This is a genomic window from Dyadobacter ginsengisoli DSM 21015 (assembly GCF_059568735.1).
In genome coordinates, this window is the sequence record NZ_JCANTY010000006.1 from 183,731 (window position 1) to 208,736 (window position 25,006).

Genomic DNA, 25,006 nt, shown 5'->3' on the forward strand with positions numbered 1-25,006 from the left:
CCTATTCAGTTTTCAGCGATTTGACCGGGTTCATCAAAGCGGCTTTCAGACTCTGAAAGCTGACGGTAAGCAATGCAATTCCCACGGCAAGCAGTCCCGAAACTGCAAATATCCACCACTGCATTTCGATCCGGTAGGCGAAATCCTGCAACCAGTTTTCCATTGCATACCAGGCAATGGGTGACGTGATCACGATTGCAATGAGTATCAGCCGCACAAAATCGCTGAAAAGTAAGGCCATAATGTTCGCAACGGAAGCGCCGAGCACTTTCCGGACGCCGATCTCTTTGGTCCGCTGCTGAGCCGCGAAAGTAGCCAGCCCGAACAGCCCCAGACATGAAATGAATATCGAAATGGCTGCGAAGATCCGGAACGCGTCGAACACCAGTTGTTCCATCATATAACCTTTCGCGAGGGATTCATTCAGGAAAGCATATTGGTAAACATCCTGCGGGAAAATATTTTTCCAGACTTGCTCGATGCCCGCGAGCGTACTGCCCACGTTCATCCACGCACCGTTGGCCGTATTAACCGCCACATGGATCTGGTCATAGAAATCGGTATTCCAGCACATGATCACACAGGGCATGATCGGTTGCTGCAACGATACATTGTGGAAATCCTTCACGACGCCGATAACAGGTGCCTCGCCTTCGCTTATCACCAGGGTTTTGTTCAGGGCCGTTTCCGGGGTTAATCCCAGCATTTTTACCATCGTTTCATTGATCACAAAGCCGTTGAATGCAGAACCATCGGGGACGATGTTGGAATGGTTGAACCAGCGTCCGGTGAGGGTTTTCAGGTTGAAAAGGGAATTGTAATGCAAATCAACCACCTTCATTTCCGCCTGCCTGTCCATAGGTTGCCCTTCCGTTTTGAGCCGGAAATTGGTCCCGTAAAAGCTCTTGGTGATCGGCGCACCGGTAGAAAAGCTCACTTCACGGATCGACGGGTTTTGCAGAAGTTGCGCCCGGAATGCGCTCATCTTGCTGATTACCTGGTTACGGGGTCCATTGATGGCGATCACCGCATCTTTGGCAAAACCCAGATCTTTATTTTTAAACAAATTCATCTGCCCGGACGCGACGAACGTGCCAACCAGCAAACCATAGGTAATGCAAAATTGCCCGATGATTAACCCCTGCCGCAATGTAAACCTGCTTCTTACCGGAGTGACCGCATTTTTAAGCGCATGCATCGGTTGAAAGCGCGATATGACCAGCGCCGGATAGAAGCCGGCCAGCAATGCGATCAGCACGATAAGGGCAGCGCTGAAAAGCCAGACCTCGATATCGGGCTGCAGGTCGAGGCTGACGACTGTGAGGGCATTATTAAGCGCGTTCAGTAAAAAGCCCATCGCCAGCAGGGATATCGAACCCGCAATCAATGCGACGATCAATGTTTCGCCGATAAACTGGAAAAACAGTTGAACACGTGTGCTTCCGACGGTCTTGCGTACGCCCACCTCCTTACGTCTGCGTAACGCACGGGCAGTGGTGAGGTTGATAAAGTTGAACGAGGCGATCAGGATCAGGAAAATGCCGAGGCTCGTCAATCCCCATAGAATCTGCCGGCTTACCAGATAGCCTCCCAAAAAATCTTCATAAAGGGGTTCCGTATGTATTTCGGTCAATGGTTGCAGGAAATAGGATATGCGCGTATCATCTTCCTTGTTCATGTACTTCTTCTTCATCGCAGTCAACTGACGTTCGAATACCCGGGGCTGAACGCCGGGTGCGAGCGTTACGAATGTGGTTCCCTGGTAATTACCCGACCAGTTGGAGGTGGCGTACGCATTGTTTGCCTTGAAAAACCGGTAGTTGACCAGCATATCGAAGAGCAGATTGGTATTGCCCGGCGGATTGCGGATGACGGCCGATACAACCAGCGGATCGGTATTATTGAGTGTCAGTGTTTTGCCTATCATCTGCTCGAAATTACCGGCGTACTCGGCAAAATAACGATCGGCGAGCTTTTGAGTGAGTACCACGGCATTAGGTTGGGCGAAGGCCGTTTCCGCGTTGCCTGCAAGCCAGACCCCTTCCGGATGGATCTTTTTGAAATCAAATGTCTTCAGGTACTGCGAATCGGTAAACATCAGCTTGCTTTCTTCAAAACGGTGAATGTTCCCTTTGCTGTCCACAGAACTGATGATCCGGCTCAGCGGCCCGGCCGTCTGGGTGACGGTTGCGCCCGGGATATTTTCGCGGATGGCAGCCGCCAGTGGATAGGCAGTAGTGGGCCAATGCTGAATGCCGTCGGCCTTTTTGCTGTGTTCTACGACGCGGTAAGTGCGCCCGGAGTCCGAATGAAAGTTGTCGAACCCTAACTCATACCGGACAAATACATAAATGACAAGGCAGCACGTCATGCCCAGGGCCAGTCCGAGAATATTGATCATGGAGCTTGTTTTGTCACTCCAAAGTCGTCGGAATGAAATTCGGAGGTCATAAATGAGCTGCATAGGGATTGTAGATTTGTATAGCAGAGTCGTTGGTTCAAGAATCATACCAACTTCTAAACAAGCCAAAGGAGCCTGTAAAGGTATTTTTTAATCCAAATCCTGTCCAGTATCGGACAACCAAATGTCCGGCTTGTCATGATCCGGCTATGGGCGGACGAGGCTGACCCGCAATGCTTTCAAACCGGATATGCCTTGTAAATCTTCCACTTCGAGCCTTTCCATCTCGCCGGTGATCCTGTTTTCGGCCTGGAGCAGGCGAATGTAACCTTCATATTCCTTTTCAACCGCCGGGTTCGAATATACGATCACCAGTTTGCCGCTTTGGACGATCCGCTCGTTGATACCTTTTACAAATGCTTTGTCAATGCGTTTTTTGACGATCTCATATCTTGCATTATAACTACCGTACACATCGAACCGTTTTTCGTCCATTCTGAACTGGATATCGATGGCCGCGTGGTAAACAAGGATAAGCGTGGTCACTTCCAGCGGGTAAGGCAAAGCAGGTTTCATCTCATGATGAGCGATCTCCATTTCGCAAAGCGTACGGAATTGCCACAAACGTAGTGCATGCAACTTGCCCAGGTGAAAGTGCCGTCCTGGAGAGATCGAAGCGCCGACATACAGGTTATGCTCGATGCCGTCGGTCTTGAACCTTTCGAAATAATGCGGGAAAACCCCTTGTGCCTCCGCCTGGCCGTCGTCGATGATGCGGGCCATGGCTTCGTTGATCATCGAGATGGTTCTTTCGTACTTCCGGCGCGCATGGTGAAATTGGCCGGTCATTTTATCGCTGGCGTTCAGATACTCCTGTATCAGTCGGGCCGGTTCAGGGTCGCCGATTTCGCGCAGTTTCGGATGGATAGTATTTTCAAGAAAGCTGCTGACGTATTGCTCCGTACTTGCTCTTATCGGCAGGGAAAGGTCCGCGAGGTAACCACTCAGCTGACGCCGCTCTTCCTGAAACAGATCCGTGAACAACGGCTGCCTGTCGATCGTTTCGAGTAATGTCATGGCCGCATTCAACTGCCGGGTCAGATCTTGTTGTACACTGTTATTCCGGGCCTCCGATGATCCCTTGATGTCGATCTGTCCGTATAGCGGGTGCACTTCGGGAAAAGTGATCTCGTGTAACTCGTAATCCTCTCCCAGCTGTCTGTGATGGATCAGTTTTCTGGCTTCGGCATTGAACTTCCAGTAAACGCTGTTATGTATGGTCGTGAATTTTTCCTGAATCACCGCCTGCACCTGGTTTTGCAGTTCGGAGGCCAGTCTTTCGATGGTGTCGGTCAAAAAGGGGAGTACTACTTCCAGTTTGCGCGCATTAATGCTGTTGAGTGCCTTGGGATGCGGTGAAACGACTTCCAGGATGCCGTACAGGAAATCGTTCTTGACCACGGGAGCAAGGATGAAACTACTTATCTGCTGGGCGGAAAAGTTGCGTGCCAGCAGGTTTCGCGGATTCGCGTCGAGGTATTCGGCGGTGTTTGAAATAATAAAAAATACTTTCTCATCGATGAGCGTATGGTAAGAGTCGGAGCACAGCATGGTGCGGACGTCCTCATGCTTGTGATCGCGGAGGATGAAACTCGGCAATTGCTGACCGAAAGTGTCCGGACTGAAACGACTCTCTTCGGGATTGAAAACGGTAAACCCCACTTCAATGTCGGGAATACGGTAAATCGACCGGAATATAGAATTAATGCTTTGCCTGAACCCGGGCGACCGGATTCCCAGCAGTTTTTCTTTAAGCAATGAGGCGGCCGTTTCTACGGTCACGTCGATGAGGCTCATAATGCCAAAACCCTGAATTAGCCAGCTGTTGGGCGGAAACTTGGATTTCCAAAGTTCCAGGTCGTCGAAGTTGTCGATTAGCTGGGCGATATCCTCTGCACTGATGGGAAGTGAGTTTTTCGTCGCGATGATGTCGAGGAAATCTGCATTGTAAAGGATCCGGTAATGCCGGGTAATGCCGTTTGCGGCCGGAATATCATAGAAAAACGGTTTGGTAAAATCGATCCTCACATGGTAATGCTCCTGCAGGATGAGGCAGCAGCTCATGACATAGAACTGATGCTCGCTGAAATCACGGATGTTGAAATCGAAATCCGGCCCTGCGGCGTCCAGAATGGCCTTGAACCGCTCTGAGTGATTGAAGATGAACCCGGAGTAGGGCAGTCCGATCGCCTTGATTTCGTTTTTGGTCAATACCTCCGGAAAATAAGGTGCCAGGAGTTGGCTGATCAGCTCAGCATTGCCGGTAACCTGCGCCACATCGGTAATACCCTGTCGAAGCTCGGGAAATCGCGAAACCTCTTTCAGCAGGGCGCGTTGCTGGGTTGCCAGGGGATTGGATGGAACATTCGCCGTCTTTTCCAGTTCCCGGATTACCTGACCAAAACAAAGCTGCACCTCGAAAGGCGAATCCGGGAAATAAAAAAGGTCCATGTAATGGGCGTTAAATGAAGGGGTAAAAATAGCGTGTATGAGATGTTTTGACAAGCCGGAAATCTTCTAACCGGTTAAAATAAGCGCTGGTGGAAACATCCCGGTGAAAAGTGATGATTTCAAGAATAATTGTGTAATCATCAAACTCGATAATGCGATAGTCATGACGCAAATCCTCTGACCCGAATTCCTCGAACCAGCGTTTGATCAAGCGGGAGCGGTAATGCTCCTTTTTATCCAGATTATCACAAATATATAAGATGGGAGCCCAATGCTCCTTCATGAAAGATCTGATCAGCTCAACAATGGTATTTTTGATGCGAGAATCCCGGGGAGCGCTCTTACTTTCCGGATAGAATGACAGCTCTAACGTATTTTGGCAGTGAAAGCAATCCAGCTGGAATAGATAAGAGGCAGGTGTAAAGCGGATGAAATAGCGATGCCCCAACCGGGTATCGAAGAAGAATTCATGAGAACTCGATTTCTCGTTGCAAGGGAAGGCAGGATAACAGTCAGACGACGGTTTTTGGTTTGTTTTTTATTGAATCCCGCATATCTCCTGCCTGTACTTTTTGGGTCCATTCCTGTTTTTTTGAAATGGCTTCTTTCGGTTTTTCGGGCATGGGCTTGTTTATTCTGATGTGCTTTTCCATGTTGATATCGATTAGGATCGTTAGTTGTTCGACTTGTAAGCGTTTTTTTTTGGTTAGTTTAATATCCGATATTCAGGGAGGGTCTGGGAGGGAGGTATATGAAAAGCAGAATCTGTTGATCTAACGGTGGATTAACTGTATGACTTCCTCCTTATAATTCCTCCCGATCGGGATCTGATGAGCGCCCCAGATAATGCGGTTGCGTTCGATGCGCCGTATTTTGTCAATGGATACGATGAACGATTTATGGACCCGGATAAACCGTGAAGCGGGGAAAATGTCCAGCATGGCTTTCACCGACCCTTTGATCACGACTTTACCCGAGCCGGTATGGATGATCGCGTAGTCTTTGAGTCCCTGGATGTGCGTAATGTCATCGAATGCAAGTCTGACGCGCTGTACGCCGCTTTTGACAAAAATAAAATCGGGTTTTTCTTCGGAACCGTGCTGTTCGAGATTGGTGTTTTGCTCCTTCAGCTGCAGAAAATCCCGCACCTTTTCGATCGCCTGCAAAAAGCGCGGGTAGGAAATGGGTTTAAGCAGAAAATCGATCACACCCAGCTCGTATCCTTCGAATGCATAATCGCGGTAGGCGGTTGTGAAAACGGTTACCGGAGGCTGCGACAATGATTTCAGGAATGTTATGCCATTCATTTCCGGCATTTCGATATCGAGGAAAAGCACGTCCGGTTCTTTTCCTTCCATGCAGGCGAGTGCGTCACGCGCGTTCCCGAACTGCACAATGCCGGCCGCAACCCCCGACTTCCGGAGGTATCCTTCCAGAATTTCCCTGGCGAGCGGTTCGTCGTCGATGATCACGCATTGCAGCATACGTTGCGGTTAAGTCAGTTTACGACACGGTTGAAAGTGTAGCTCAGATAGTCGCCGCCCACCATCAGCTTCCGGGAACTGTCGAGCACAAATAACACATTTTCGTCGCCTTTCAGAAACAGCAGGGATTTGCCGGGTTCGTCGGGGTCGAGCACGATTACCGTGGCGCCGGGATTGTCAGCGGTGCCTTTGGCGGTTGCCCATTTCCCGGTACGGGGCTTGTCACGGTATAACGATCCTTCCCAGAGATACGTCGTGGGCTGGCCGGTGCCCGGGTCGATGAAGAACGTGAAGCCCCATTTTACCTTTTCACAATTGGCTTCCACCGGCACATGCAGCACCTGTGCAATTTCCTGGCACGGTACGCGGCCGTGAAAAACACCCCAGACTTTGGAGCCCTCGGCAATCGGTTGGCGGGTGGTGGTTCTGGATGGAACATTGGGTAGCTGTACTTCCTGCCCAACAGCGGCCTGGAATGAAATGACACTTGCGATGCACAGAAACAAGGTTTTCATGGCTAATGGATTTGAATGTTCAGATTCCGGTGGATCGATTCATGGTGTAACTAAACCCGGCATTGCCGATCATCAGGTTGCCTTCGGGATCCAGTAAATGGAGTAGCCGGTTGTCCAGCCGTAGAAGCCTGATCGGTGTTTTCGATTGAGATTGAAGCACGAAAATATCTGCGCCAGGTGCTTTTCCGGTGTTTTTTTCGATATGCCATTCCCCATTTATTTCCCTGGAAAATCCATCGTTGGCAAATCCCTGGGTACCTGGCTTTGTCATTCCATAGGTGTACTGCAAGGTGAAACGGGTTGGGTTCTGGTCACGCGGGTGACGCTGCAAAGCTATTTTCCATTTGATCATTTCGCAATCCATATCCATCGGGATCGACAGCAAATGCCGGGCTACCGGATCGCAGGGTGTAGCGCCGACAAACATTTCGCGTTCAGGAGAGGGCCTGTGCCCCTGGTTGAAGAACATTACCAGCAAAAGAAAAGGAAGGAACCGGTGTGTTTTCATGATATGTTGGGGTTAAGTGTTGGCAAGATTGATTTCCATAAATACCGTAAAACGTTCCTGCTGATCATCGATCCGAAGGCTATGGCGCGAGGGATACAACAGTTCGAGGCGCTGACGGAGATTTGCCAGCCCGATGCCGCCTTTGGTTTCTTTCCCGGAATGGGCCGATTTGCTATTCTCGATGGTCACCTCTAGGGCCGACGGCTTTACATGAATTTTTCCATGGAGCCAGCCTTTTTCGGACTTCCTGCTGACACCGTGCTTGAATGCGTTTTCAAGCAGTGGCAAAAGCAGCAGCGGAGCGATTTCCTTACCATCAGGATCACCCGCCACGTCGAGCGAGATATCAGGATTGTTGTCGTAGCGGATCCGTTCGAGTTCGATATAATTATGGAGATAGCTGATCTCCTTATCGAGCGAAACAGTGCTGTTGTCGCTGTCGTAGAGCATGTACTCCATCATTTCAGACAATTTCAAAACCACTTCAGGTGCCAGATCAGATTTCTTCAACGTCAGTGCGTACAGGTTGTTAAGGATATTGAAAAGGAAATGGGGGTTCACCTGTGAGCGCAGGAAATTTACCTCGGCATTCAGCTTTTCGACTACGATTTTTTGCAAAATGCGCTGCTGCTCGTACCAGTCGATGCTCAGTTTGAGGGCTACCATCAATGCGAGATACCAGAGCGTGCTGAAAAAATTGTAGGAAACGGACTCCATCCAATTGCTGTTACGCATCGGGCCGATCACATAACCATACAAATAGTAGTCAAAAAGGCACTGGATCAGCAGGTAAGCAATGATCGAGAGCAGCACCATTCCGAAGTATTTCAGATACTGTTTTCTCAAAAGGTATTTGGGTAAAAAATAATGCAGATTGAGATACGCGATGACGATCAGCAGGGCAATCCGGCCCATGACGCAAATGGCGAAGTAATTGAGACTCGCCTTGTAAATGAGGTAGCGCTTCTCGTACAGGAAAAAGCCGGTTACCAGCAGCCAGTAGCCTGCGTGGACCAATGCATATTTGACATTGACGGTCCGGTTCGATAGGGGAAACCTTACTTGTTTTTCCAGAAATGAGGTATCCATAGGCGCGGATTGAAATAGTCGGGTAAATGAAGGCAAAAGATTCCGGCGGATGAAATTATATCGACCAACGCTCAAAAAAGTAGAGGAAATGCATAGTTCTCGTAATTCACTATTTATTAATGATTTATTGATTTTTTTATCCTGAAACTTCGTATAAATAATTGTAATTTTAAAGGAATAGTTTATACATATCTTCAACTCAAATCCAACAAACCAAATGGTGAAAGTTCTATGTAAATTTGGAATGGTATGGCTGCTCTTTGCACTGTTCTCAGGATGCGAAGACCATGATACCCCACAGGATGTCGTGAGGCAGAACGGATTGCCTCTGAGCGGCTCCCAGGAGTTGCCGGCCAAACAAACCGGTGCCACGGGCTGGGCGGATGTTTCGTACAACAAAACCACGCACATGCTCACATTCACCCTCAACTGGGCAAACCTGACAGGTAACCCAACAGGCGCGCACATACACGGGACCGCAGCACGCGGAACCAACGCCGGCATCAAATTCGATTTTTTTAACCTGATCCCGAAAACACCATCCGGCACCTATTCATCATCCGTGCTGGTGGACGGCACAAGCATCAATGAAACGGACCTGCTCAACGGCATGTACTACTTCAACATTCATACGCCACTTAATCCGGGCGGTGAGATCCGGGGGCAGATCGAGTTCTATGATCAGCCTCATATCGTGGTGAAGAAAGGCTTGCCGCTCACCGGGGGGCAACAGGTTCCGGGTGTGATGACCAACGCCTGGGGTACGGTAGACGTGATGTACAACAAGTCTACCCACCTGCTGAGTTATTTCATCAAGTGGAAGGACCTGACCAGCACACCAACCGGCTCACATATTCATGGCATAGCACCCAAAGGAGCCAATGCCGGCGTTCAGCATGATTTCTTCAACAACTTCCCTAAGACACTGTCGGGAGAATATTCCAATTCGGTGATGGTTGACGGGGTAAAGATCAAGGAGACGGAGCTGCTCAATGGCCTCTATTATTTTAATATTCATAATATTATCTACCCGGCAGGAGAAATCCGTGGCCAGATTGAATTCTGACCATTTTCCTGAGAAGCAGATCATCCCGCCCTCCACATCCGGAGGCGGGATGATTTATTACAACTACTCTATTACATCATTATTTACTCCAAGGGTTTACCGATACCGGTGGGCGATGCAAAGACGCGGAGGGAAGAAAGGATCAATACAAAAGGCGAAGGGGTGTAATTTTGTGACGTTTTTGTTCTACAAATGTATTTTGCCGATTCTTCGCGTTGTTGGTCGATAAAGGCCCCGTAGCTTTTCTCCTTTCTGTAAGATGCTGTATTATTGTATGATAACTCCTAACTGATCGAACTGAATGTATTGGCCTCTACATACCAACCCGCGTCGGATCGTGGGGCAACCGCTCCGGATATGGGGCATGTTTCTGGTGTTGTACCTGGGTTGCGTATATATAGTAAGGTCACAGCAGATTGATCCGGATTTGAGATTGCTGATCGATACCGAGAAGGCCTTTGCTACTGCGGCAGGGGAGAGAGGTATTCCGGCTGCTTTTCTGGCCTATCTGGATAGTACCGGGGTAGTTTTCAAGGAAGGCGTACCCGTTAACGGCATGACCGAATATGGTCAGGTGGCAGGAAGTAACAACGATCTTCTGAGCTGGTATCCCGTGATCGCGCACGTGTCCGGTGATCTGGGCTTTACCTCCGGGCCTTATCAGTATTTTGCAGAAAAGGACAAGAAAGCAGTGAGTTCCGGGTACTTTTTTTCTATCTGGAAGAAGAATGCATCGGGAAGCTTCAAGGTTCTGCTTGACGGAGGAGCTTTTCATGCCAAAGACCATGCACAAGCCTTTCTGCGTGATCCTGAGCCGAAAAGCTACACCGGTTATGGCTACATCCTCCCGTTTGCGCCCGTCGGCGGACAAACTGGCAATGTGTGGATGGAGGACGATAATTTTTCAAAAACGGCCGCAGTTGATGTGATCGAAGCCTATAATCGGTCATTAGCAGAGGAAGTAGTCTTATTGAGAAATAATAGTCCCTTCGGGCGAACCAAAGCACAGGCGCTTCGTACGATCGGTGAACAGCATATCAAATCATACCAATTTATCAAGGGCGGACAGGGGATTTCCAGAGCGGGCGACCTTGCCTACTGCTACGGTCGGGTAAATGCTACCACCAGCGGTGTGCAGGAACCAACCGACGGTTTCTTTGTCAGGATCTGGCAGCACAGGCCCGAAGGCTGGAAAATCGTTGCCGATCAGATCTGCCTGTTTCGTTAAGCGCTATCCGCGCACTTTTTGACACCGGCGCTGTACGGTGAACGGGAATGCTGTGCCCATTCTACAATCCTGCTCTCAGCACATAGCTGTCCGGTCGTTGACCGGCAAACCGATCCGCATTTTTAACCAATCCATAATGACCATGAAAAATATCTATTCATTACTATGTGTGCTGTTGCTGCCGGCGATGCAAGCCGCAGCCCAGGACAGGGCCGTCACCGGGGTGGTGACCGCCAAAGACGATGGGACCGGGTTGGCCGGGGTGAACATCAAAGTCAGGGATGCGAATACCGGAACGCAAACGAATGGGAACGGTGAGTACTCAATCAGGGTATCCAGCGATAGTACGGTGTTGGTTTTTAGCTATATCGGTTTTGAAACGCAGGAAGTGAAGGTGGGGGCCAGGTCGCGGCTGGACGTTTCGCTCGAGCAGGATACCCGGCAACTGGGTGAAGTCGTTGTAACGGCCCTGGGTATCCGCCGGGAGGAGAAGTCGCTGGGTTTCGGAGCGCAGAAAATCGATGGTTCGGAGCTGAGCAATGTTCGGGAAACCAACCTGGTCAACTCGTTGTCGGGTAAGCTGGCGGGCGTGCAGGTTGCAGGTAGCCCGGGTGCAATGGGCGGTTCTGCAAAGATCAATATCCGGGGGATTACGTCGATTTACGGAAATAATAACCCGCTTTTTGTTGTGGATGGTATGCCAATGGAAAACCGAAATACGAACTCACCGGATCAGCAGCGCGGTGCGGGAGGCTATGACTACGGAAATTCTATCCAGGACCTGAATCCCAATGACGTGGAAAATGTGACAGTGCTTAAAGGCGCGGCGGCTACTGCGCTATATGGAAGTCGGGGTTCCAACGGGGTAATCGTGGTGACGACCAAGAAAGGCGGGAAGTCGCGGAAACCAAACCTGACCTATTCACTTGGTTACAATATAGATAAGGTATACAAACTCCCCCGTTACCAGAATAAATACGGTGGCGGCTTCCGTTTTGACAAGCTCTACTATAATGAAAATCCGGAGGCATTTCCCGACGACCGCAAGGGAAGCTACGACGACAATGACGGGCTGGGGCGTTATGATCTCTTACCGCAGTATGCAACCGACGAATCCTGGGGGCCGAAGTTTGAAGGGCAGTTGTACCGGCCCTATTGGAGCTGGGACAAAGACAGTAAGAACCCTGATTTTGGTAAAGTGGTACCCTGGGAAGCGCAACCCAACAACATCCGAAGCTTCTTTGAAACAGGCTCTACTTTCAATCATAATGTATCTCTCGACGGATCGACCGACAAAGGTTCTTACCGAATTTCGTATTCGAATCTGAACCAGAAATACATTCTTCCCAATTCCAAACTGATCAGGCACAATGCGAGCATGAACGGCAGTTACGAAGCACTCAAAAACCTGACGATTTCGGGAGCCGTCAACTTTGTGACCCATTCGGCGAAAGGCAGGCCAGGTACGGGATACGCGGACGACGGCTCGAACGTGATGGTGCAATTCACCCAATGGGGCCAACGACAAGTCGATTTCAACAAAATGAAGGAGTACGAACTGCCGGACGGGACGCAGCTGAGCTGGAACCGGACGTCATGGTTTAATTCCGCACCAAGATATTCCGACAACCCGTATTGGATAAGGCATAAAAATTACCAGTCCGACGGCCGGACGCGGGTGTTCGGAAACCTGGCTGCCAATTATAAACTGGCCGAAGGACTGACCGCCGAAATCAAATACATGACGGATACGTATTTCGAAACCCAGGAGGAGCGTGTGGCGATCGGGTCGCAGTACACGTCACAGTACTGGCTGAGCAAGTACGGGCATCTGGAAAATAATTTTCAGGGCTTACTTTCCTACAATAAGGTGTTTACCAAGGACTTTTCGCTCAATGCGAACCTCGGGGTCAATCGCATGACACGCACCGGATCCACATTAATATCCAAGACTGTGGACGGACTGAGTTCGGATGTTTTTAGTTTGGAAGCATCCATGGGGCGCCCCGACATTACGGATTTCAAGACCAGAAAACGGATCAATTCGGTGTTCGCGAGTTCCTCTTTGGGTTACAAGGATATGCTTTTTCTGGATCTGGGCGCACGTAATGACTGGTCGTCGACGCTTCCGGTGAAGCACAACTCCTATTTCTACCCGTCCGGATCGCTTTCCTGGATCGCTTCCAACCTGATGGAGGCCAACTGGCTGAATTTCCTGAAACTGCGTGCGGCGATCGCACAGGTTGGAAACGACACCGATCCTTATAATACGGTGCTGGCGTACCAGCTTTATCAGCCATTCGGCTCCGATTCGAGAGTGTCGGTGCCAAATACTTTGCCAAATCCGGATTTGAAACCTGAAATCACCTCTGAATATGAGTTTGGAACTGAATTTAAAGTCCTGAATAACCGGTTAGGCGTGAATTTGTCCTATTACAACCGTCGCACTAAAAACCAAATCATTCCGCTCAGCCGCTCGGCTGCCACAGGGGCTACCTATAAGTATATCAATGCCGGGTTGGTTGAAAACAAAGGTGTCGAAATCAGTCTAAACGCCACGCCGGTTTCGATGGAAAATTTTAAATGGGACGTAACCCTTAACTGGGCCAAAAACACCAACAAAATCGTGCGCCTCATGCCCGACCAGAAAACCATGCTGCTGACCAATGCGTCTTTCGCTGTGCAGCTGGAAGCCCGGGAGGGCGAATCGTTCGGCTCTATTGTCGGCTATGATTTTGTGTACAACGACAAGGGGCAGAAAGTAGTGAATGAGGACGGAATCTACCTGCGCTCGGACGATCAGGTGGTGCTGGGATCCGTACTGCCGTCATTCACGGGCGGGTTGGTTAATGCATTCCGTTACAAAGGCTTCAATTTTTCGGCACTGATCGATTTTCAGAAGGGGGGCAGTTTCTTTTCGACCACTCAGATGTTCGGGAGAGAAACAGGTATCCTGGAAGAAACCGCCGCCGGTAGTATCCGGGAAGACGGTATGATTGCAGAGGGTGTCAAGTGGGACGGTACTCCGAATGACGTTGTGATTACCGCCCGCCAGCATTACAGCAGCAATGGGAATGGCGGCTATAACATCAACTCAATCGATGTGATCGATGCGAGCTTCATTTACCTGCGCGAAGTGAGCCTGGGCTACAATTTACCCGCAGGGATCGTTTCCAAGACGCCGTTCAGCAAGGTCAGGTTGTCGGTAGTGGGGCGGAACCTGTGGTTGATGAAGTCGAACTCCAAACACGTCGATCCTACTAATATCACCAATTCCATCACCAACTGGCAGGGGCTGGAAGGGGGAGCGTTACCCTCGGTCCGTTCGATGGGAGTAAACGTTTCTTTCGGATTTTAACTTGAAAACAGCTATGAAAAAAAGCATCAGAAATATCTCATCTGCATTCGTCCTCTCGTCGATGCTAGCTTGCACCGATGGTTTTGAGGAAATGAACAAAGACCCGAACAGTGCCGAGCATGCAACTTCTTCCCAGCTGCTCACCAATGCGCAATATAATTTCTCGACCAATATCACCGACGAATGGAACAATGGCCGTTTCGGGATGTATTATGCACAGTACTGGTCGTCGACCTATTATTCCGACGAGAGCCGGTACCAAATCCGGGAGAACATAAACCAGATCATGTGGAACACCTTTTATGCGGACGTCCTCAATGAATTGCAGGAATCCCAGAAGGTGGAGCAGGAATCAAAATGGCCGGGATACAAGAACCGCATTGTCATTTCCGAGATCATGAAGGCTTATACCTACCATTTCCTGACCGATATTTATGGCGGCCCCATCCCCTATACCGAAGCCCTGAATGCCGATGACGTCACGCCGGCTTACAACAGTGGCGAGGAAGTATATGCAGGATTGCTCGTCACACTGGACGAACAGGTGAAACTGCTCGATCCGGCGCAGCCGAGCTATGCCACCGGCGATGTGATATACGGAGGTGAAGTGAATGCGTGGAAGCGGTTTGCCAATTCGTTGCGGTTGCGGATTGCTTTGCGGATGATCGATGTGAAACCTGCCGAAGCTACTGAAGCCATTAAGAAGGCCCTGGATCCGGCGAACGGGGGCATTATAAGTAGCCAGGATCAAAGTGCGCTGTTCCGCTGGCTGCCGTCTCCGCCGAACAACAATCCAATGAACCAGGCCTTTAAAGTACGGGCTGATTTTTCGATGTCGAAGCCCTTTATCGATTATCTTAAACTGTATGACGATCCGAGGCTGCCTGTTTTTGCAGAGCCGCTGCTGAATAGCAACAATTATGTGGGTGAGACGTACGGTCTCGAGAACAGCGATGCGAGTTCCAATGGAGATCCCACCCTGGTGAGCCTGCCGGCAGGTTACGCGGTCGGCGCTACGGCACCGACGATCTGGCTGGACCTGGCGGAGGTGAAGTTTATGCTGGCTGAAATTATCGCGAGGGGTTTGAAAGTCGGCTTGACCGGAACTGCGGCCCAATATTACCAGGAAGGCGTCACCGCATCCATGCGCTTTGCGGGCATCCGCGACGAAAACATCACGGCTTATCTCAAAAAGGTGCCGTATAATGCCGCCAAATGGAAGGATTGCATCGGCTCCCAGAAATGGATTGCGATGTATACGCAGGGCATGCAAGGCTGGCTGGAACGTCTCCGGTTGGATTTCAGGGACCCCAATACCGGCAAAGCCATTTTTGCATTACCCGCCGACGGCTCACTCGACCCTGATGTAACGGATATATCGGCCCGCATGAGTTACCCGCTTGTAGAAGCGTCGCTCAACGGCACGCATTACCGGATGGCGTTGGAAAGAATTGGAGGCAGGAATAGCAAGGCTGCTAAGAATTGGTGGGATAAATTTTGATGAAAGGCGGGCGCAACGCATGTTTACGATGCGCCCGTTTTACTTTGTTAAAATCGCTTCACATACCGAACGGACAATGCCCTTCCGGGCAGATTGTATCCCCGTTTTTCGTAATAGTTCTCATCGGTGATATTGCTTAGTTTCAGCGCGATGGCGTGGTCGCCGACGATTTTGAACTGCGCGGTGAAATCCAGCACCATATATTTCGGATATTCTATTTCGGGATTGATCGGATCGGTGTAGTCGATGTCTTTTCGTGTTCCGATCGATCTTCCGGATAATCTGATTTGAAGCCATTTCAGGTTATCATACGCAATGCCGTAATTGAAAGTATTTCGTGCAACATTCTGAATGTCGCGCTCCACTTCGGAGGCGTCGGTGCCAACAATCAGCTCCCTGGCTTTGATTATTGAATTACCGTTCCAGAATGCTCTGAGCGAATAGTGATAGTCGCTTCTGGCCCCAAAATCATAGGATAATTCGGTTTCCAGACCTGTGATTTCCGCGTCGGCCGCATTCACAAAAGTGGCCCTGGATGTAATCACATCACCATTGGGCAGTGGCTCGTTCACGACATGTATGATTTTCGCGATGCGGTCGTCTACCTGCGTATGGTAGAATGTGGCATTGGCTGCGAAACCTGCTTTGGGTTTATTGAAATCCAACCCAAGATCCCAACTGAAACTGCTTTCGTTTTTCAGATCAGGATTGCCCGCAGTGATCGCAATGCGGCCTTTCGAGTCGCGGATCTCATTATATCCTGCCACGCTGTACGCATCCGTGGTCACGAACGCCCTGCCGACATTGGTCTTCATCCGAAACGAAGGCACGAGTTCGTACGTAATGCCCAGACTTGGACTTGTGAATGGACTGGTCTTCTTCCCTGCTTTATAAGTAGGGAGCAGGGCGGTTTCCCGAACATCAAAAGTAATGTGATCGAGTCGGATCCCTGGCTGTACGGTCAGTTTTCCGAAATTTAGCAGGGCTTGGCCGAAGAAGGCATTGGAAATCAGCGCATATTCCGGTTGAGTAGGGGCGCGCTCCGTGGTGTCGTTGGTCCAGCGACGGCTTTTGGTAGAAGCATTGAGATAATCATAACCCAATATCACAGAATGACGGCCTAATTTCCAGACATCCTTCACCTGAATACCCTTCCATGCGTTGCGCCCCTGCGCCGACCGGAAGGGGACAACAGCCTTGCCAGACACATTTTGTGTGTAATTTTTGGTACTCTCTTCAGAAGTGAAAACTTTCACACTCGGATTATGCCGGCCAATCAGGCCACTTAATGAAACATCCAGGGCCTGCCGGTCCAAGTCCTTGGTACTGGCCTCGGCACTTCCTGACGATAGCTCACCCGGCGATTCTACGTCCTTCGCCTGAAATTGCTCCCCACGGACATCCACCCGCCAATGCTCATTGATCTGGTATCCGAGGCGCAATGCACCAGAGAAATAATGCAGCTTGGTGAACGGTCGCCGGTCGCCGTCACCGGTGGTCTCGTCGGTCTCAACCACGGGCCGGCCGATGTAGTTTTTTTGTGCATGTTTGTACCCGAAGGCGTCCCTCAGCCAATTGTTTTTCCCGATCCGGTAATCTTTGGATCTTTCCAGGTAGCTGAATGAGAGATCGTAATCGAGTTTTGAAGTAATATTCCCGCCCGTATGAAGCCCTGCCTGAATGGTTTTGAAACTACCATATTCAACGAACACATTACCGGCTGGCTCACCTTTTGAACGTTGCGTGATTACGTTGATCACCCCGCCCATAGCCTGTGAACCATACAGGGAAGAAGCAGGCCCTTTCAGAACTTCAATCCGCTCGATACCATTGAGATTGATCTGCGATAGGTTCGTAGCACCGGCCGGGCGTCCGTCGATTAATAGTAATGTCCTTTGGTTCAGACCCGAAAACTGGGGCCGGAAGCCGCGGATTCCAATGCCGGATGAAAGGTTCGGATATTGAATTACATCCACAGCGGCGGTTTTTCGGACGATATCGGTCAGGTCGGCGGACGGAGTCATCCGGATATCGTCCCCGGAGATCAGCGTGAGCTTTTGTGCGATCTGTTCTTTTTTTGTCTCAAATCGCGTCGCGGTCACGACCACGGCGTCCAGCTGTTTGTGATCGGAGGAGTCGGGGACGTTTTCCTGCGCGGACGCTGGCAGGTTAGCGAGAACGAATAACATCAACCCGGCGAAAGGCCTGCGGAAAGAATGGTACAAAGTAATATGCATTGTTAAGATTGAAATGATTCGTATAAAGTCACTGCGCCAATGAGGATCGAGAATGAGCCGACGAGGTAGTTGACGATGGTCAGGAAACGGTCGCGCTTGCCGGCAAAACGGCCGATCGAGAAGGCAAAGAAATAGCCGTAAGCCGACATGGAAAGGATGATGCCGACGCTCTGGAGAATGATGATCCAGACGGCCGTGACGGCGTCGCTGGCAGCGAGCGTCAATGCAACGGCGCACGCTCCGCCCGTGCCCGCAAGCCCATGAACCATGCCTACCCAGAACGAGCGGCTGACCTTAGGATCATCGGCAATAGGGGAGTATGTATTCTTTTTGAAATTCCTTCGGATAGCCAGCATGCCCAGCCAGATCATCAGCGGCCCCACCAGCAATTCCACTTTACCGGCAACCTGCAACGAAAGCGTCGACCTGAGAAGTAGCACCAGGACGGCAAACAGGATCAATGTGAGAGAATGACCCAACGCCCAGTGCGACGAGCGCCATATCAGTTTCCAGCGTTGTGCCGGACTTTTATTTTCATCGGTGGCCAGTACCGATACCGCCGCCATATGGTCGGGTTCGAAAGAATGTTGTACGCCGAGCAGCAGCGAGTCAATGAGCAGATAATGAATCATTTGGATTTCCGCATAAATTAAAAAACAACTTATGGGAGAATGCAGAAGGCGACTCAGGTTACATGTACCTGCGTTGTTGTCCTCTTGCCTTTCTTCCCGAAAGCAAAACCGGATTGTTCAACGGCAGGTCTTCTGGCTCGTCCAAGCTCTTGCGCCTTCCCGGGCTTTCGAATGATTGAAGTCATTCAAAAAGTCTATCCCAGTGACATCATGCAAGAGCGATGTTTTGAACTTACAGCAGCGGGTACTGCTCCGGATTTGCACCGGATTCCCTTTTAATCACGCGCAGAGCGTGAACCTATGAATGTGCAAAGCTAGCTTTTTTTGACCGAGTAAAACCAGAAAACCGGATGATTAAGCCTAACTTTGCGGTCCAACAAGTTCTTTAACATACTTCTACAACAGAAAAGGTAATGCATTTCAATGCATTCCAGGGGAATCGTGTGAAAATCACGAGCTGTCGCGCAACTGTAAAGGGACAATTTTGAATGACGAATGATTGGGCAAAAATTATTCAGTCAAACATTCAGAATTAAAACCCAAAGCCAGAGCACCTGCTTTTTCATGTTGACAATGCTTTCGCGGTTTGAAGCAGGGTCAGGTTTGGATATGGCCGGGATTTGCTCCCGCCTGCCGGTTTCGGTGCTTCCGTTCATACCTTTCTTTCTTTGCTTACTTACTGATATCGCCTGATGTGTGGCTTTTCAGATCCTGACTTTCTGAGGGCCGGGATCCCGGATGGTTTGCGATTGCTGGGATAGGATGATGAAGAAAGCTTGTATCTAAAAAAGGAGTCATTGCCTTGAAATAAATAGCTAACAACAAAACCGCCCTCCTCAATGCAGTCAGCATTCCTCATTTCTGCTCCTTCCAGCAACTCGGGTAAGACCACCGTTACGCTGGGGTTATTGCGCGCATTGAAAAATCGGGGGTACAAGGTGCAGCCATTCAAATGCGGGCCGGATTACATCGACACAATCCATCATACCACCGCTGCCGGGACGCCAGGGATTAATCTGGACACTTTTATGGCTCCCGGATCGCATGCAGAGGCGCTGTTCGAAAAGTATGCTGGCGCATCGGATGTAGCGGTTACCGAAGGGGTAATGGGGTTGTTCGACGGGGCCGACAGGATGAAGGGAAGCAGCGCAGAGATCGCGGCTTTGCTGGATATTCCGGTAATAATGGTTATTTCGGCGCAGTCGATGGCCTATTCCGCGGCACCGTTGATTTATGGTTTCAGCCGGTTTGATCCACGGGTACGCATTGCCGGTGTCATTTTCAATTTTGTCAATACCGAGTCCCATTACCGTTTTTTGAAAGAGGCCTGCGAAGATGCCGGTGTTGAGGCACTGGGTTATTTGCCTAAGGATCAGAACCTGGTGATCCCTTCGCGGCATCTGGGGTTGCATATTTCTGCTGATACCGATTATGAGGCCATTGTTCAGAGACTGGCCAAAATTATTCCCAAAACCGTTGACGTGGACCGGCTGCTCGAAATCACCCGAAATAGTAACCAGCGGACAATTGCAAAACCTATTGTCCCGAAAGCGGATCCGCGAAGCCCGCTCCGGATCGCAGTGGCCCGCGACGCAGCTTTTTCTTTTTTGTACCACGAAAATATCGAAGTATTAAAATCAATCGGGCAGGTGGAATGGTTCAGCCCGATACAGGACCGGCAATTGCCAGAGACGGATTTGTTGTACCTGCCAGGCGGCTACCCGGAGCTTTTTGCAGTTGAACTGTCAAAAAACACCCCGATGCTGAGCGCCATAGCGCATTATTGCGGGAGCGGAGGCATCACCTATGCCGAATGCGGGGGCCTGATGTATCTCGGTAAAAGCATTACGGACCACCGTGGCGACAGCTTTGAGATGGCAGGCGTGCTGGACGTCCGAACCTCGCTGAAACATGCGCGGATGACGCTGGGCTATCGGAAACTGCATTGGAATGGGCTGGAAATCAATGGCCATGAATTTCACTATTCGACGGTGACCGACGAGAAAATAACTCCCGAACCTGTGCTGATCACCAATGCAAAGGGCATTCCGGTCGATACCCGCTTGTATCGGGCCCAAAATACTTTTGCTACCTATACACATCTTTACTGGGGAGACAAGCCCGAGTTTATTAGCCATTTAATCCAACAGTCGAACCGCAATCGTTCACATTAAGCCGATTGCCGATAGCTCCTTATGAAACGTCAGCGCGTCACCCGATCCGATGGAAAAGCCATTAACCTCGTTCAGCGGCGGGGGCACCTGTCATATTGTTACAATGCCTGCTGCTGCGGCCGGGTCGACCGGGGTTATGCGCCTATCCCTGTGGAATTGTATAAAAATGAATGGTTGCGGAGAAAGCTTCGGAATGTGGTGCATATGACCAAAGGCGGTTGCCTGGGGCCCTGTACACTGGCTAATGTGGTGACACTGCTGTTTGACGGTCATTCGGTCTGGTTCCATTCGATCAACTATGAATGGCAGATCATCGCCATTTTCGATTATATAGAGAGTATGGTAAAGGCCGACCGGTACCTGGTACCGCCTTCCGACCTGGCGGAGTATGTGTTTCAGTTTTACACCTGGAAGGGAAGCGAACATGCGACGGTGGCTGGTCAGGTGGCGCTACCTACGGAAGGCATTGTATTTCTGACCCATGCCGACACAGACCTGCTGACATTGAACCGTGCGATGCAGCTCTTGCCGGATGATTTTCCGAGGACAACCGGTATCAGTTTGCTAGCCATCAAGAGCGAAGAACAAATGCAGCAGTTGCTGCAACGTGAAATTGCGGAAGCAAAAATCATTGTTGTGCGCATCCACGGCAGGTTGAGCAGCATTCCGGGTTTTGGAGAACTGGTGAACCTGGCCGGACAACGCGGGCAGCATCTGATCGTGGTGAGCGGCACAGGTGAGTTGAATCCCGAATTTGCTGCTGTATCCACCGTTTCTCCCGCCATTTTGCAGGAAACACTGGGTTATCTTCAGGCAGGAGGATACAACAACCTGCTGTCGTTACTAGGCTATCTGTCTGACCATTTACTAATGACGGGTTTTGGTTTTGAAACACCCGCTGTGCTTGCGGAGCACGGTATTTACCATCCGGACCTGCCCGAGCATGCGGATCTGGACGACTGGCTGAAACACCGGGACCCGCAGCTGGCGACGATTGGCATTACATTTTACCGGGCTCATTGGCTAAGCGGTAATACACACTTTATAGACACCATGGTGCGATCGCTGGAAGATCGGGGTGTGAATGTACTGCCGGTTTTTACCTCATCACTGAAAGCCTTCAATCCGGAATCGGGGAAACCCTATGCGTTTGAATTTTTTGGAAAACCGGAAGAATCCGGCATTGCCGTCCTGATCAACACGATATCTTTTGCGATGAACGACGTCAGGGCTGCGGGGGCGCGGCCTGTGCAAACCGATGCGCTGACTGCCCTGAATGTGCCGGTGTTGCAAGCCATTGCCTCGGGGATGAGCCGTGGGCCCTGGGAATCGTCGGCGCGGGGATTGAATCCGCTGGACACGGCCATGAATGTGGCGATCCCTGAGTTTGACGGGCGTATCATCACCGTTCCGGTTTCTTTTAAGGAGAAAAACAAAGAAGGAAGAGGTTATGAACCGCTGGAAGACCGCGTCGAGCGGGTAACGGGTTTGGCAGTCCGGTTTGCAAGGCTGCGGTACCTGAAAAACCGGGATAAGAAAATTGCTTTTATCCTCACCAATTCCAATACGAAAGCATCGCAGATCGGTAATGCGGTGGGATTGGATGCGCCGGCATCGCTGCTGAATATCCTGAGGGCCATGCAGGCCGAAGGATACCGGATCGACCAGCTTCCGGTGACGGGGACAGAGCTGATCCATGCATTGATCGACCGTTGCTCCTATGATGAAGAGTTTCTGACTTCCGGGCAACTCGCACAGGCGATTGCGCGCGTACCTGCGGCGCAATATCAGCAATGGTTTGACCAGCTTCCGGAGCAACCCAGGCAAAAAATGCGTAAGCAATGGGGCGAAGCGCCGGGCAAGACCTACGTGCACGAGAATCACATTGCCCTGGCCGGGCTGGACCTGGGCAATGCCCTCGTGATGTTACAGCCGCCAAGAGGCTACGGAATGGACCCGGACGCGATCTATCATCAGCCGGATTTGCCGCCTACCCATCACTATTTCGCGTTATACCGTTGGCTGAGGGATAGTTGGGGTGCCGATGCGATTGTACATGTAGGCAAGCACGGAACGCTGGAATGGCTCCCTGGCAAGGGTATCGGATTATCGGAAAACTGTTTTCCGGATGCTTTCCTGACCGATCTGCCAATGTTTTATCCGTTTATCATCAATGATCCCGGGGAAGGTTCACAGGCCAAACGGAGGGCGCATTCGGTTATCATCGATCACCTCACGCCCCCTATGACTTCTGCGGACACTTATGGTGAGTTGGCCGAGCTGACGCAGCTGGTCGATGAATATTACCAGGTCGAAAGCCTGGACCCATCGAAATTGCCGTTGCTTCAGAGGCAGATCTGGGAGCTGATCCGGAAGACCAACCTCGATACCGATCTCGCCGCGATGCTCAGCAGGGACCATGGTGACCATAAACATGACTGGGATGAGGACATGACTCCCGAAGGTGTGCCGGTGAGCCTGACAGAAATGGATGGAAAGGATATTGCCCATTTGATCGAGGACATCGACGGATACCTCTGTGAACTGGGTGCCGCTCAGATCAGAAATGGATTACATATTTTGGGGGAAATGCCTGAAAAGGAAGCGCTGATTAATATGCTTCAGTCGCTCACGCGGTTGCCCAATGGACCCGTACCTGGCTTACAGACTGAACTCGCGGCGTTGTATGGCTTTAATATAGATACACTTCATCAACAAAAAGGGCAAAAATTAGGGCAGGTATCCGACCAGTTTGCCGCCTGGGCAGACCGGCCGATCGTTACAGGTGCGGACGTTCTGGAGGTGCTGGATGAAATGGCCCGGCATATGATCCGGGTTTTTATGCATTACCGGTTTGAAATACAATCAATCGACCGGATGATCGCGGAGGCGCTGCCATGTGCACTATTCGACGCTGGCCTGAATGGAATCAGGTCGATAATGCAGTTTATGGCCAGTGAACTGGTTCCAAACCTGGGGCAGACCGACGATGAAATCAATAACCTCCTGCATGGACTCTCGGGTGGGTATGTACCCGCAGGACCCAGCGGCGCACCCACACGGGGAATGGCGCATATTTTGCCAACCGGTAGGAATTTTTACGCAGTAGACCCGCGTGTGTTGCCCTCAAAGGCCGCATGGGAGGTGGGGCAGCACTTGGCAAAGGAGGTGCTCGACCGGCATTTTAGGGAAACCGGCCGCTATCCTGAAAGCATTGGTATCAGCATTTGGGGCACCAGCGCTATGCGTACCCATGGCGATGATGTGGCGGAAGTACTGGCGCTATTGGGCGTCAGGCCGCTCTGGCAGAGCGAAAGCAGGCGTATAACCGGGTTGAAATTGATCAGCACGGAAGAGCTGGGCCGGCCGCGCATTGATGTGACTACGCGTATCAGCGGTTTTTTTCGGGATGCTTTCCCCCATCTGATCGAACTGATGGATGAGGCGGTCCAGATGGTAATAGCCGCGGAGGAGCCATTGGAAGATAATTTTGTCAGAAAACATTTTCTGGAAGAATTCGCCGAGTTGCAGAAGGACCCGGGCTTGTCCATTGAACAGGCTGAGGAAAAAGCTTCCTACCGGATTTTCGGTGCAGCGCCGGGTAGCTATGGCGCGGGTATCCTGCCGTTGATCAACGAGAAAAACTGGCATTCGGATGCCGATTTTGCACAAACCTACATTAATTGGGGCGGCTATGCCTACTCGCGCAACGCGCAGGGCGTAGATGCGCGCAAGGAGTTCACGCAGCGGCTCGCGGGTGTGGAGGTCGCTGTGCACAATCAGGATAACCGGGAACATGATATTTTCGATAGCGACGATTATTTACAGTTCCACGGCGGAATGATCGCCACGATCCGGAACCTGACGGGACATCAGCCGAAGCATTATTTCGGAGATTCCCAAAATCCGGCCAGGCCGGTTGTAAGGGACCTGAAAGAGGAAATATTACGGGTTTTCAGATCAAGAGTGGTGAATCCGAAATGGCTGGATAGCATTCGGAAACATGGTTACAAGGGCGGTTTGGAACTGACCGCGACGGTCGATTACGTTTTTGGCTACGATGCGACAGCCCACGTGGCGGAAGATTGGATGTATGAGAAGTTAACAGAAACTTATGCTTTGGATCCCGTGATGCAGGCGTTTTTTGAGCAAAATAACCCCTGGGCATTGCATGCGATCGCAGAACGGTTGCTGGAAGCAGCCCAGCGGGGAATGTGGGAAAAACCTTCTGAGCAGGCATTGCAGGGATTGCGGGAGCTGTACCTGAAAAGTGAAGCATTACTGGAATCCCGTGTGGAATAA

General features: G+C 50.7%; 16 protein-coding genes and 2 riboswitches. Of the genes, 6 read left to right on the plus strand and 10 right to left on the minus strand.

All coding sequences use genetic code 11. From position 1 onward, the window contains the following. Nucleotide 1 precedes the first annotated feature (1 nt). The 8 genes from BP71_RS22545 to BP71_RS22580 form a co-directional block, all read right to left on the minus strand. Complete coding sequence (locus tag BP71_RS22545; protein ID WP_496383426.1) at nt 2-2,401, minus strand: ABC transporter permease; 2,400 nt, start codon at nt 2,399-2,401, stop codon at nt 2-4. Between the two features lie 207 nt (nt 2,402-2,608). Continuing rightward, on the minus strand, nt 2,609-4,912 hold the full coding sequence (locus BP71_RS22550) for a hypothetical protein (protein ID WP_496383428.1): 2,304 nt from the start codon (nt 4,910-4,912) through the stop codon (nt 2,609-2,611). A 10-nt stretch (nt 4,913-4,922) separates the two neighbouring features. After that, nucleotides 4,923-5,360, minus strand: coding sequence for a DUF6169 family protein (locus tag BP71_RS22555; RefSeq protein ID WP_496383430.1), 438 nt, complete (start codon nt 5,358-5,360; stop codon nt 4,923-4,925). Between the two features lie 64 nt (nt 5,361-5,424). Then, nucleotides 5,425-5,565 (minus strand): hypothetical protein, encoded by a 141-nt coding sequence (locus BP71_RS22560; protein ID WP_496383432.1) that lies wholly within the window; start codon nt 5,563-5,565, stop codon nt 5,425-5,427. A gap of 120 nt (nt 5,566-5,685) precedes the next feature. Continuing rightward, on the minus strand, nt 5,686-6,396 hold the full coding sequence (locus tag BP71_RS22565; RefSeq protein ID WP_496383434.1) for a LytR/AlgR family response regulator transcription factor: 711 nt from the start codon (nt 6,394-6,396) through the stop codon (nt 5,686-5,688). A 14-nt stretch (nt 6,397-6,410) separates the two neighbouring features. Beyond that, on the minus strand, nt 6,411-6,911 hold the full coding sequence (locus tag BP71_RS22570) for a hypothetical protein (RefSeq protein ID WP_496383436.1): 501 nt from the start codon (nt 6,909-6,911) through the stop codon (nt 6,411-6,413). A gap of 19 nt (nt 6,912-6,930) precedes the next feature. Then, complete coding sequence (locus tag BP71_RS22575) at nt 6,931-7,419, minus strand: hypothetical protein (protein WP_496383438.1); 489 nt, start codon at nt 7,417-7,419, stop codon at nt 6,931-6,933. A gap of 12 nt (nt 7,420-7,431) precedes the next feature. Next, nucleotides 7,432-8,508 carry a sensor histidine kinase gene (locus tag BP71_RS22580; RefSeq protein ID WP_496383440.1) on the minus strand — a complete coding sequence of 359 codons (1,077 nt, stop codon included), beginning with the start codon at nt 8,506-8,508 and terminating at the stop codon, nt 7,432-7,434. A gap of 217 nt (nt 8,509-8,725) precedes the next feature. Between BP71_RS22580 and BP71_RS22585 the strand changes: the two genes are divergently transcribed. From BP71_RS22585 to BP71_RS22600, 4 genes are all read left to right on the plus strand, one after another. After that, the gene (locus BP71_RS22585) at nt 8,726-9,574 is read left to right on the plus strand and encodes a CHRD domain-containing protein (protein ID WP_496383442.1); all 849 of its coding nucleotides are present in this window, start codon (nt 8,726-8,728) and stop codon (nt 9,572-9,574) included. A 301-nt stretch (nt 9,575-9,875) separates the two neighbouring features. Continuing rightward, the gene (locus BP71_RS22590) at nt 9,876-10,802 is read left to right on the plus strand and encodes a nuclear transport factor 2 family protein (RefSeq protein ID WP_496383444.1); all 927 of its coding nucleotides are present in this window, start codon (nt 9,876-9,878) and stop codon (nt 10,800-10,802) included. Between the two features lie 142 nt (nt 10,803-10,944). Next, entirely contained in the window at nt 10,945-14,160 is a 3,216-nt protein-coding gene (locus tag BP71_RS22595) for a SusC/RagA family TonB-linked outer membrane protein (protein ID WP_496383446.1), read from the plus strand. A 13-nt stretch (nt 14,161-14,173) separates the two neighbouring features. Further along, nucleotides 14,174-15,661: a SusD/RagB family nutrient-binding outer membrane lipoprotein gene (locus BP71_RS22600; RefSeq protein WP_496383448.1), complete on the plus strand. Its 1,488-nt coding sequence runs from the start codon at nt 14,174-14,176 to the stop codon at nt 15,659-15,661. 47 nt (nt 15,662-15,708) lie between these two features. On the opposite strand, the gene BP71_RS22605 is transcribed toward BP71_RS22600, so the two are convergent. Further along, entirely contained in the window at nt 15,709-17,898 is a 2,190-nt protein-coding gene (locus BP71_RS22605; protein WP_496383449.1) for a TonB-dependent receptor plug domain-containing protein, read from the minus strand. A gap of 2 nt (nt 17,899-17,900) precedes the next feature. Continuing rightward, complete coding sequence (locus BP71_RS22610) at nt 17,901-18,530, minus strand: hypothetical protein (RefSeq protein WP_496383451.1); 630 nt, start codon at nt 18,528-18,530, stop codon at nt 17,901-17,903. A gap of 105 nt (nt 18,531-18,635) precedes the next feature. Further along, nucleotides 18,636-18,847, minus strand: a riboswitch (cobalamin riboswitch). Nucleotides 18,848-18,922: 75 nt separating this feature from the next. Further along, nucleotides 18,923-19,106: riboswitch (cobalamin riboswitch) on the plus strand. A 263-nt stretch (nt 19,107-19,369) separates the two neighbouring features. Here BP71_RS22610 and BP71_RS22615 point away from each other — a divergent pair. Beyond that, nucleotides 19,370-20,704 (plus strand): cobyrinic acid a,c-diamide synthase CobB, encoded by a 1,335-nt coding sequence (locus BP71_RS22615; protein WP_496383453.1) that lies wholly within the window; start codon nt 19,370-19,372, stop codon nt 20,702-20,704. Nucleotides 20,705-20,725: 21 nt separating this feature from the next. Then, entirely contained in the window at nt 20,726-25,006 is a 4,281-nt protein-coding gene (gene cobN / locus BP71_RS22620; RefSeq protein ID WP_496383455.1) for a cobaltochelatase subunit CobN, read from the plus strand.

What these genes read in the sequence shown, in the direction of transcription:
- BP71_RS22580 (WP_496383440.1), bottom strand. Translation starts at nt 8,508, where the DNA reads ATGGATACCTCATTTCTGGAAAAACAAGTAAGGTTTCCCCTATCGAAC.
- BP71_RS22560 (WP_496383432.1), bottom strand. Translation starts at nt 5,565, where the DNA reads ATGGAAAAGCACATCAGAATAAACAAGCCCATGCCCGAAAAACCGAAA.
- BP71_RS22565 (WP_496383434.1), bottom strand. Translation starts at nt 6,396, where the DNA reads ATGCTGCAATGCGTGATCATCGACGACGAACCGCTCGCCAGGGAAATT.
- BP71_RS22545 (WP_496383426.1), bottom strand. Translation starts at nt 2,401, where the DNA reads ATGATCAATATTCTCGGACTGGCCCTGGGCATGACGTGCTGCCTTGTC.
- BP71_RS22595 (WP_496383446.1), top strand. Translation starts at nt 10,945, where the DNA reads ATGAAAAATATCTATTCATTACTATGTGTGCTGTTGCTGCCGGCGATG.
- BP71_RS22605 (WP_496383449.1), bottom strand. Translation starts at nt 17,898, where the DNA reads ATGCATATTACTTTGTACCATTCTTTCCGCAGGCCTTTCGCCGGGTTG.
- BP71_RS22600 (WP_496383448.1), top strand. Translation starts at nt 14,174, where the DNA reads ATGAAAAAAAGCATCAGAAATATCTCATCTGCATTCGTCCTCTCGTCG.
- BP71_RS22585 (WP_496383442.1), top strand. Translation starts at nt 8,726, where the DNA reads ATGGTGAAAGTTCTATGTAAATTTGGAATGGTATGGCTGCTCTTTGCA.
- BP71_RS22575 (WP_496383438.1), bottom strand. Translation starts at nt 7,419, where the DNA reads ATGAAAACACACCGGTTCCTTCCTTTTCTTTTGCTGGTAATGTTCTTC.
- BP71_RS22590 (WP_496383444.1), top strand. Translation starts at nt 9,876, where the DNA reads ATGTATTGGCCTCTACATACCAACCCGCGTCGGATCGTGGGGCAACCG.
- BP71_RS22615 (WP_496383453.1), top strand. Translation starts at nt 19,370, where the DNA reads ATGCAGTCAGCATTCCTCATTTCTGCTCCTTCCAGCAACTCGGGTAAG.
- BP71_RS22610 (WP_496383451.1), bottom strand. Translation starts at nt 18,530, where the DNA reads ATGATTCATTATCTGCTCATTGACTCGCTGCTGCTCGGCGTACAACAT.
- BP71_RS22550 (WP_496383428.1), bottom strand. Translation starts at nt 4,912, where the DNA reads ATGGACCTTTTTTATTTCCCGGATTCGCCTTTCGAGGTGCAGCTTTGT.
- cobN (WP_496383455.1), top strand. Translation starts at nt 20,726, where the DNA reads ATGAAACGTCAGCGCGTCACCCGATCCGATGGAAAAGCCATTAACCTC.
- BP71_RS22570 (WP_496383436.1), bottom strand. Translation starts at nt 6,911, where the DNA reads ATGAAAACCTTGTTTCTGTGCATCGCAAGTGTCATTTCATTCCAGGCC.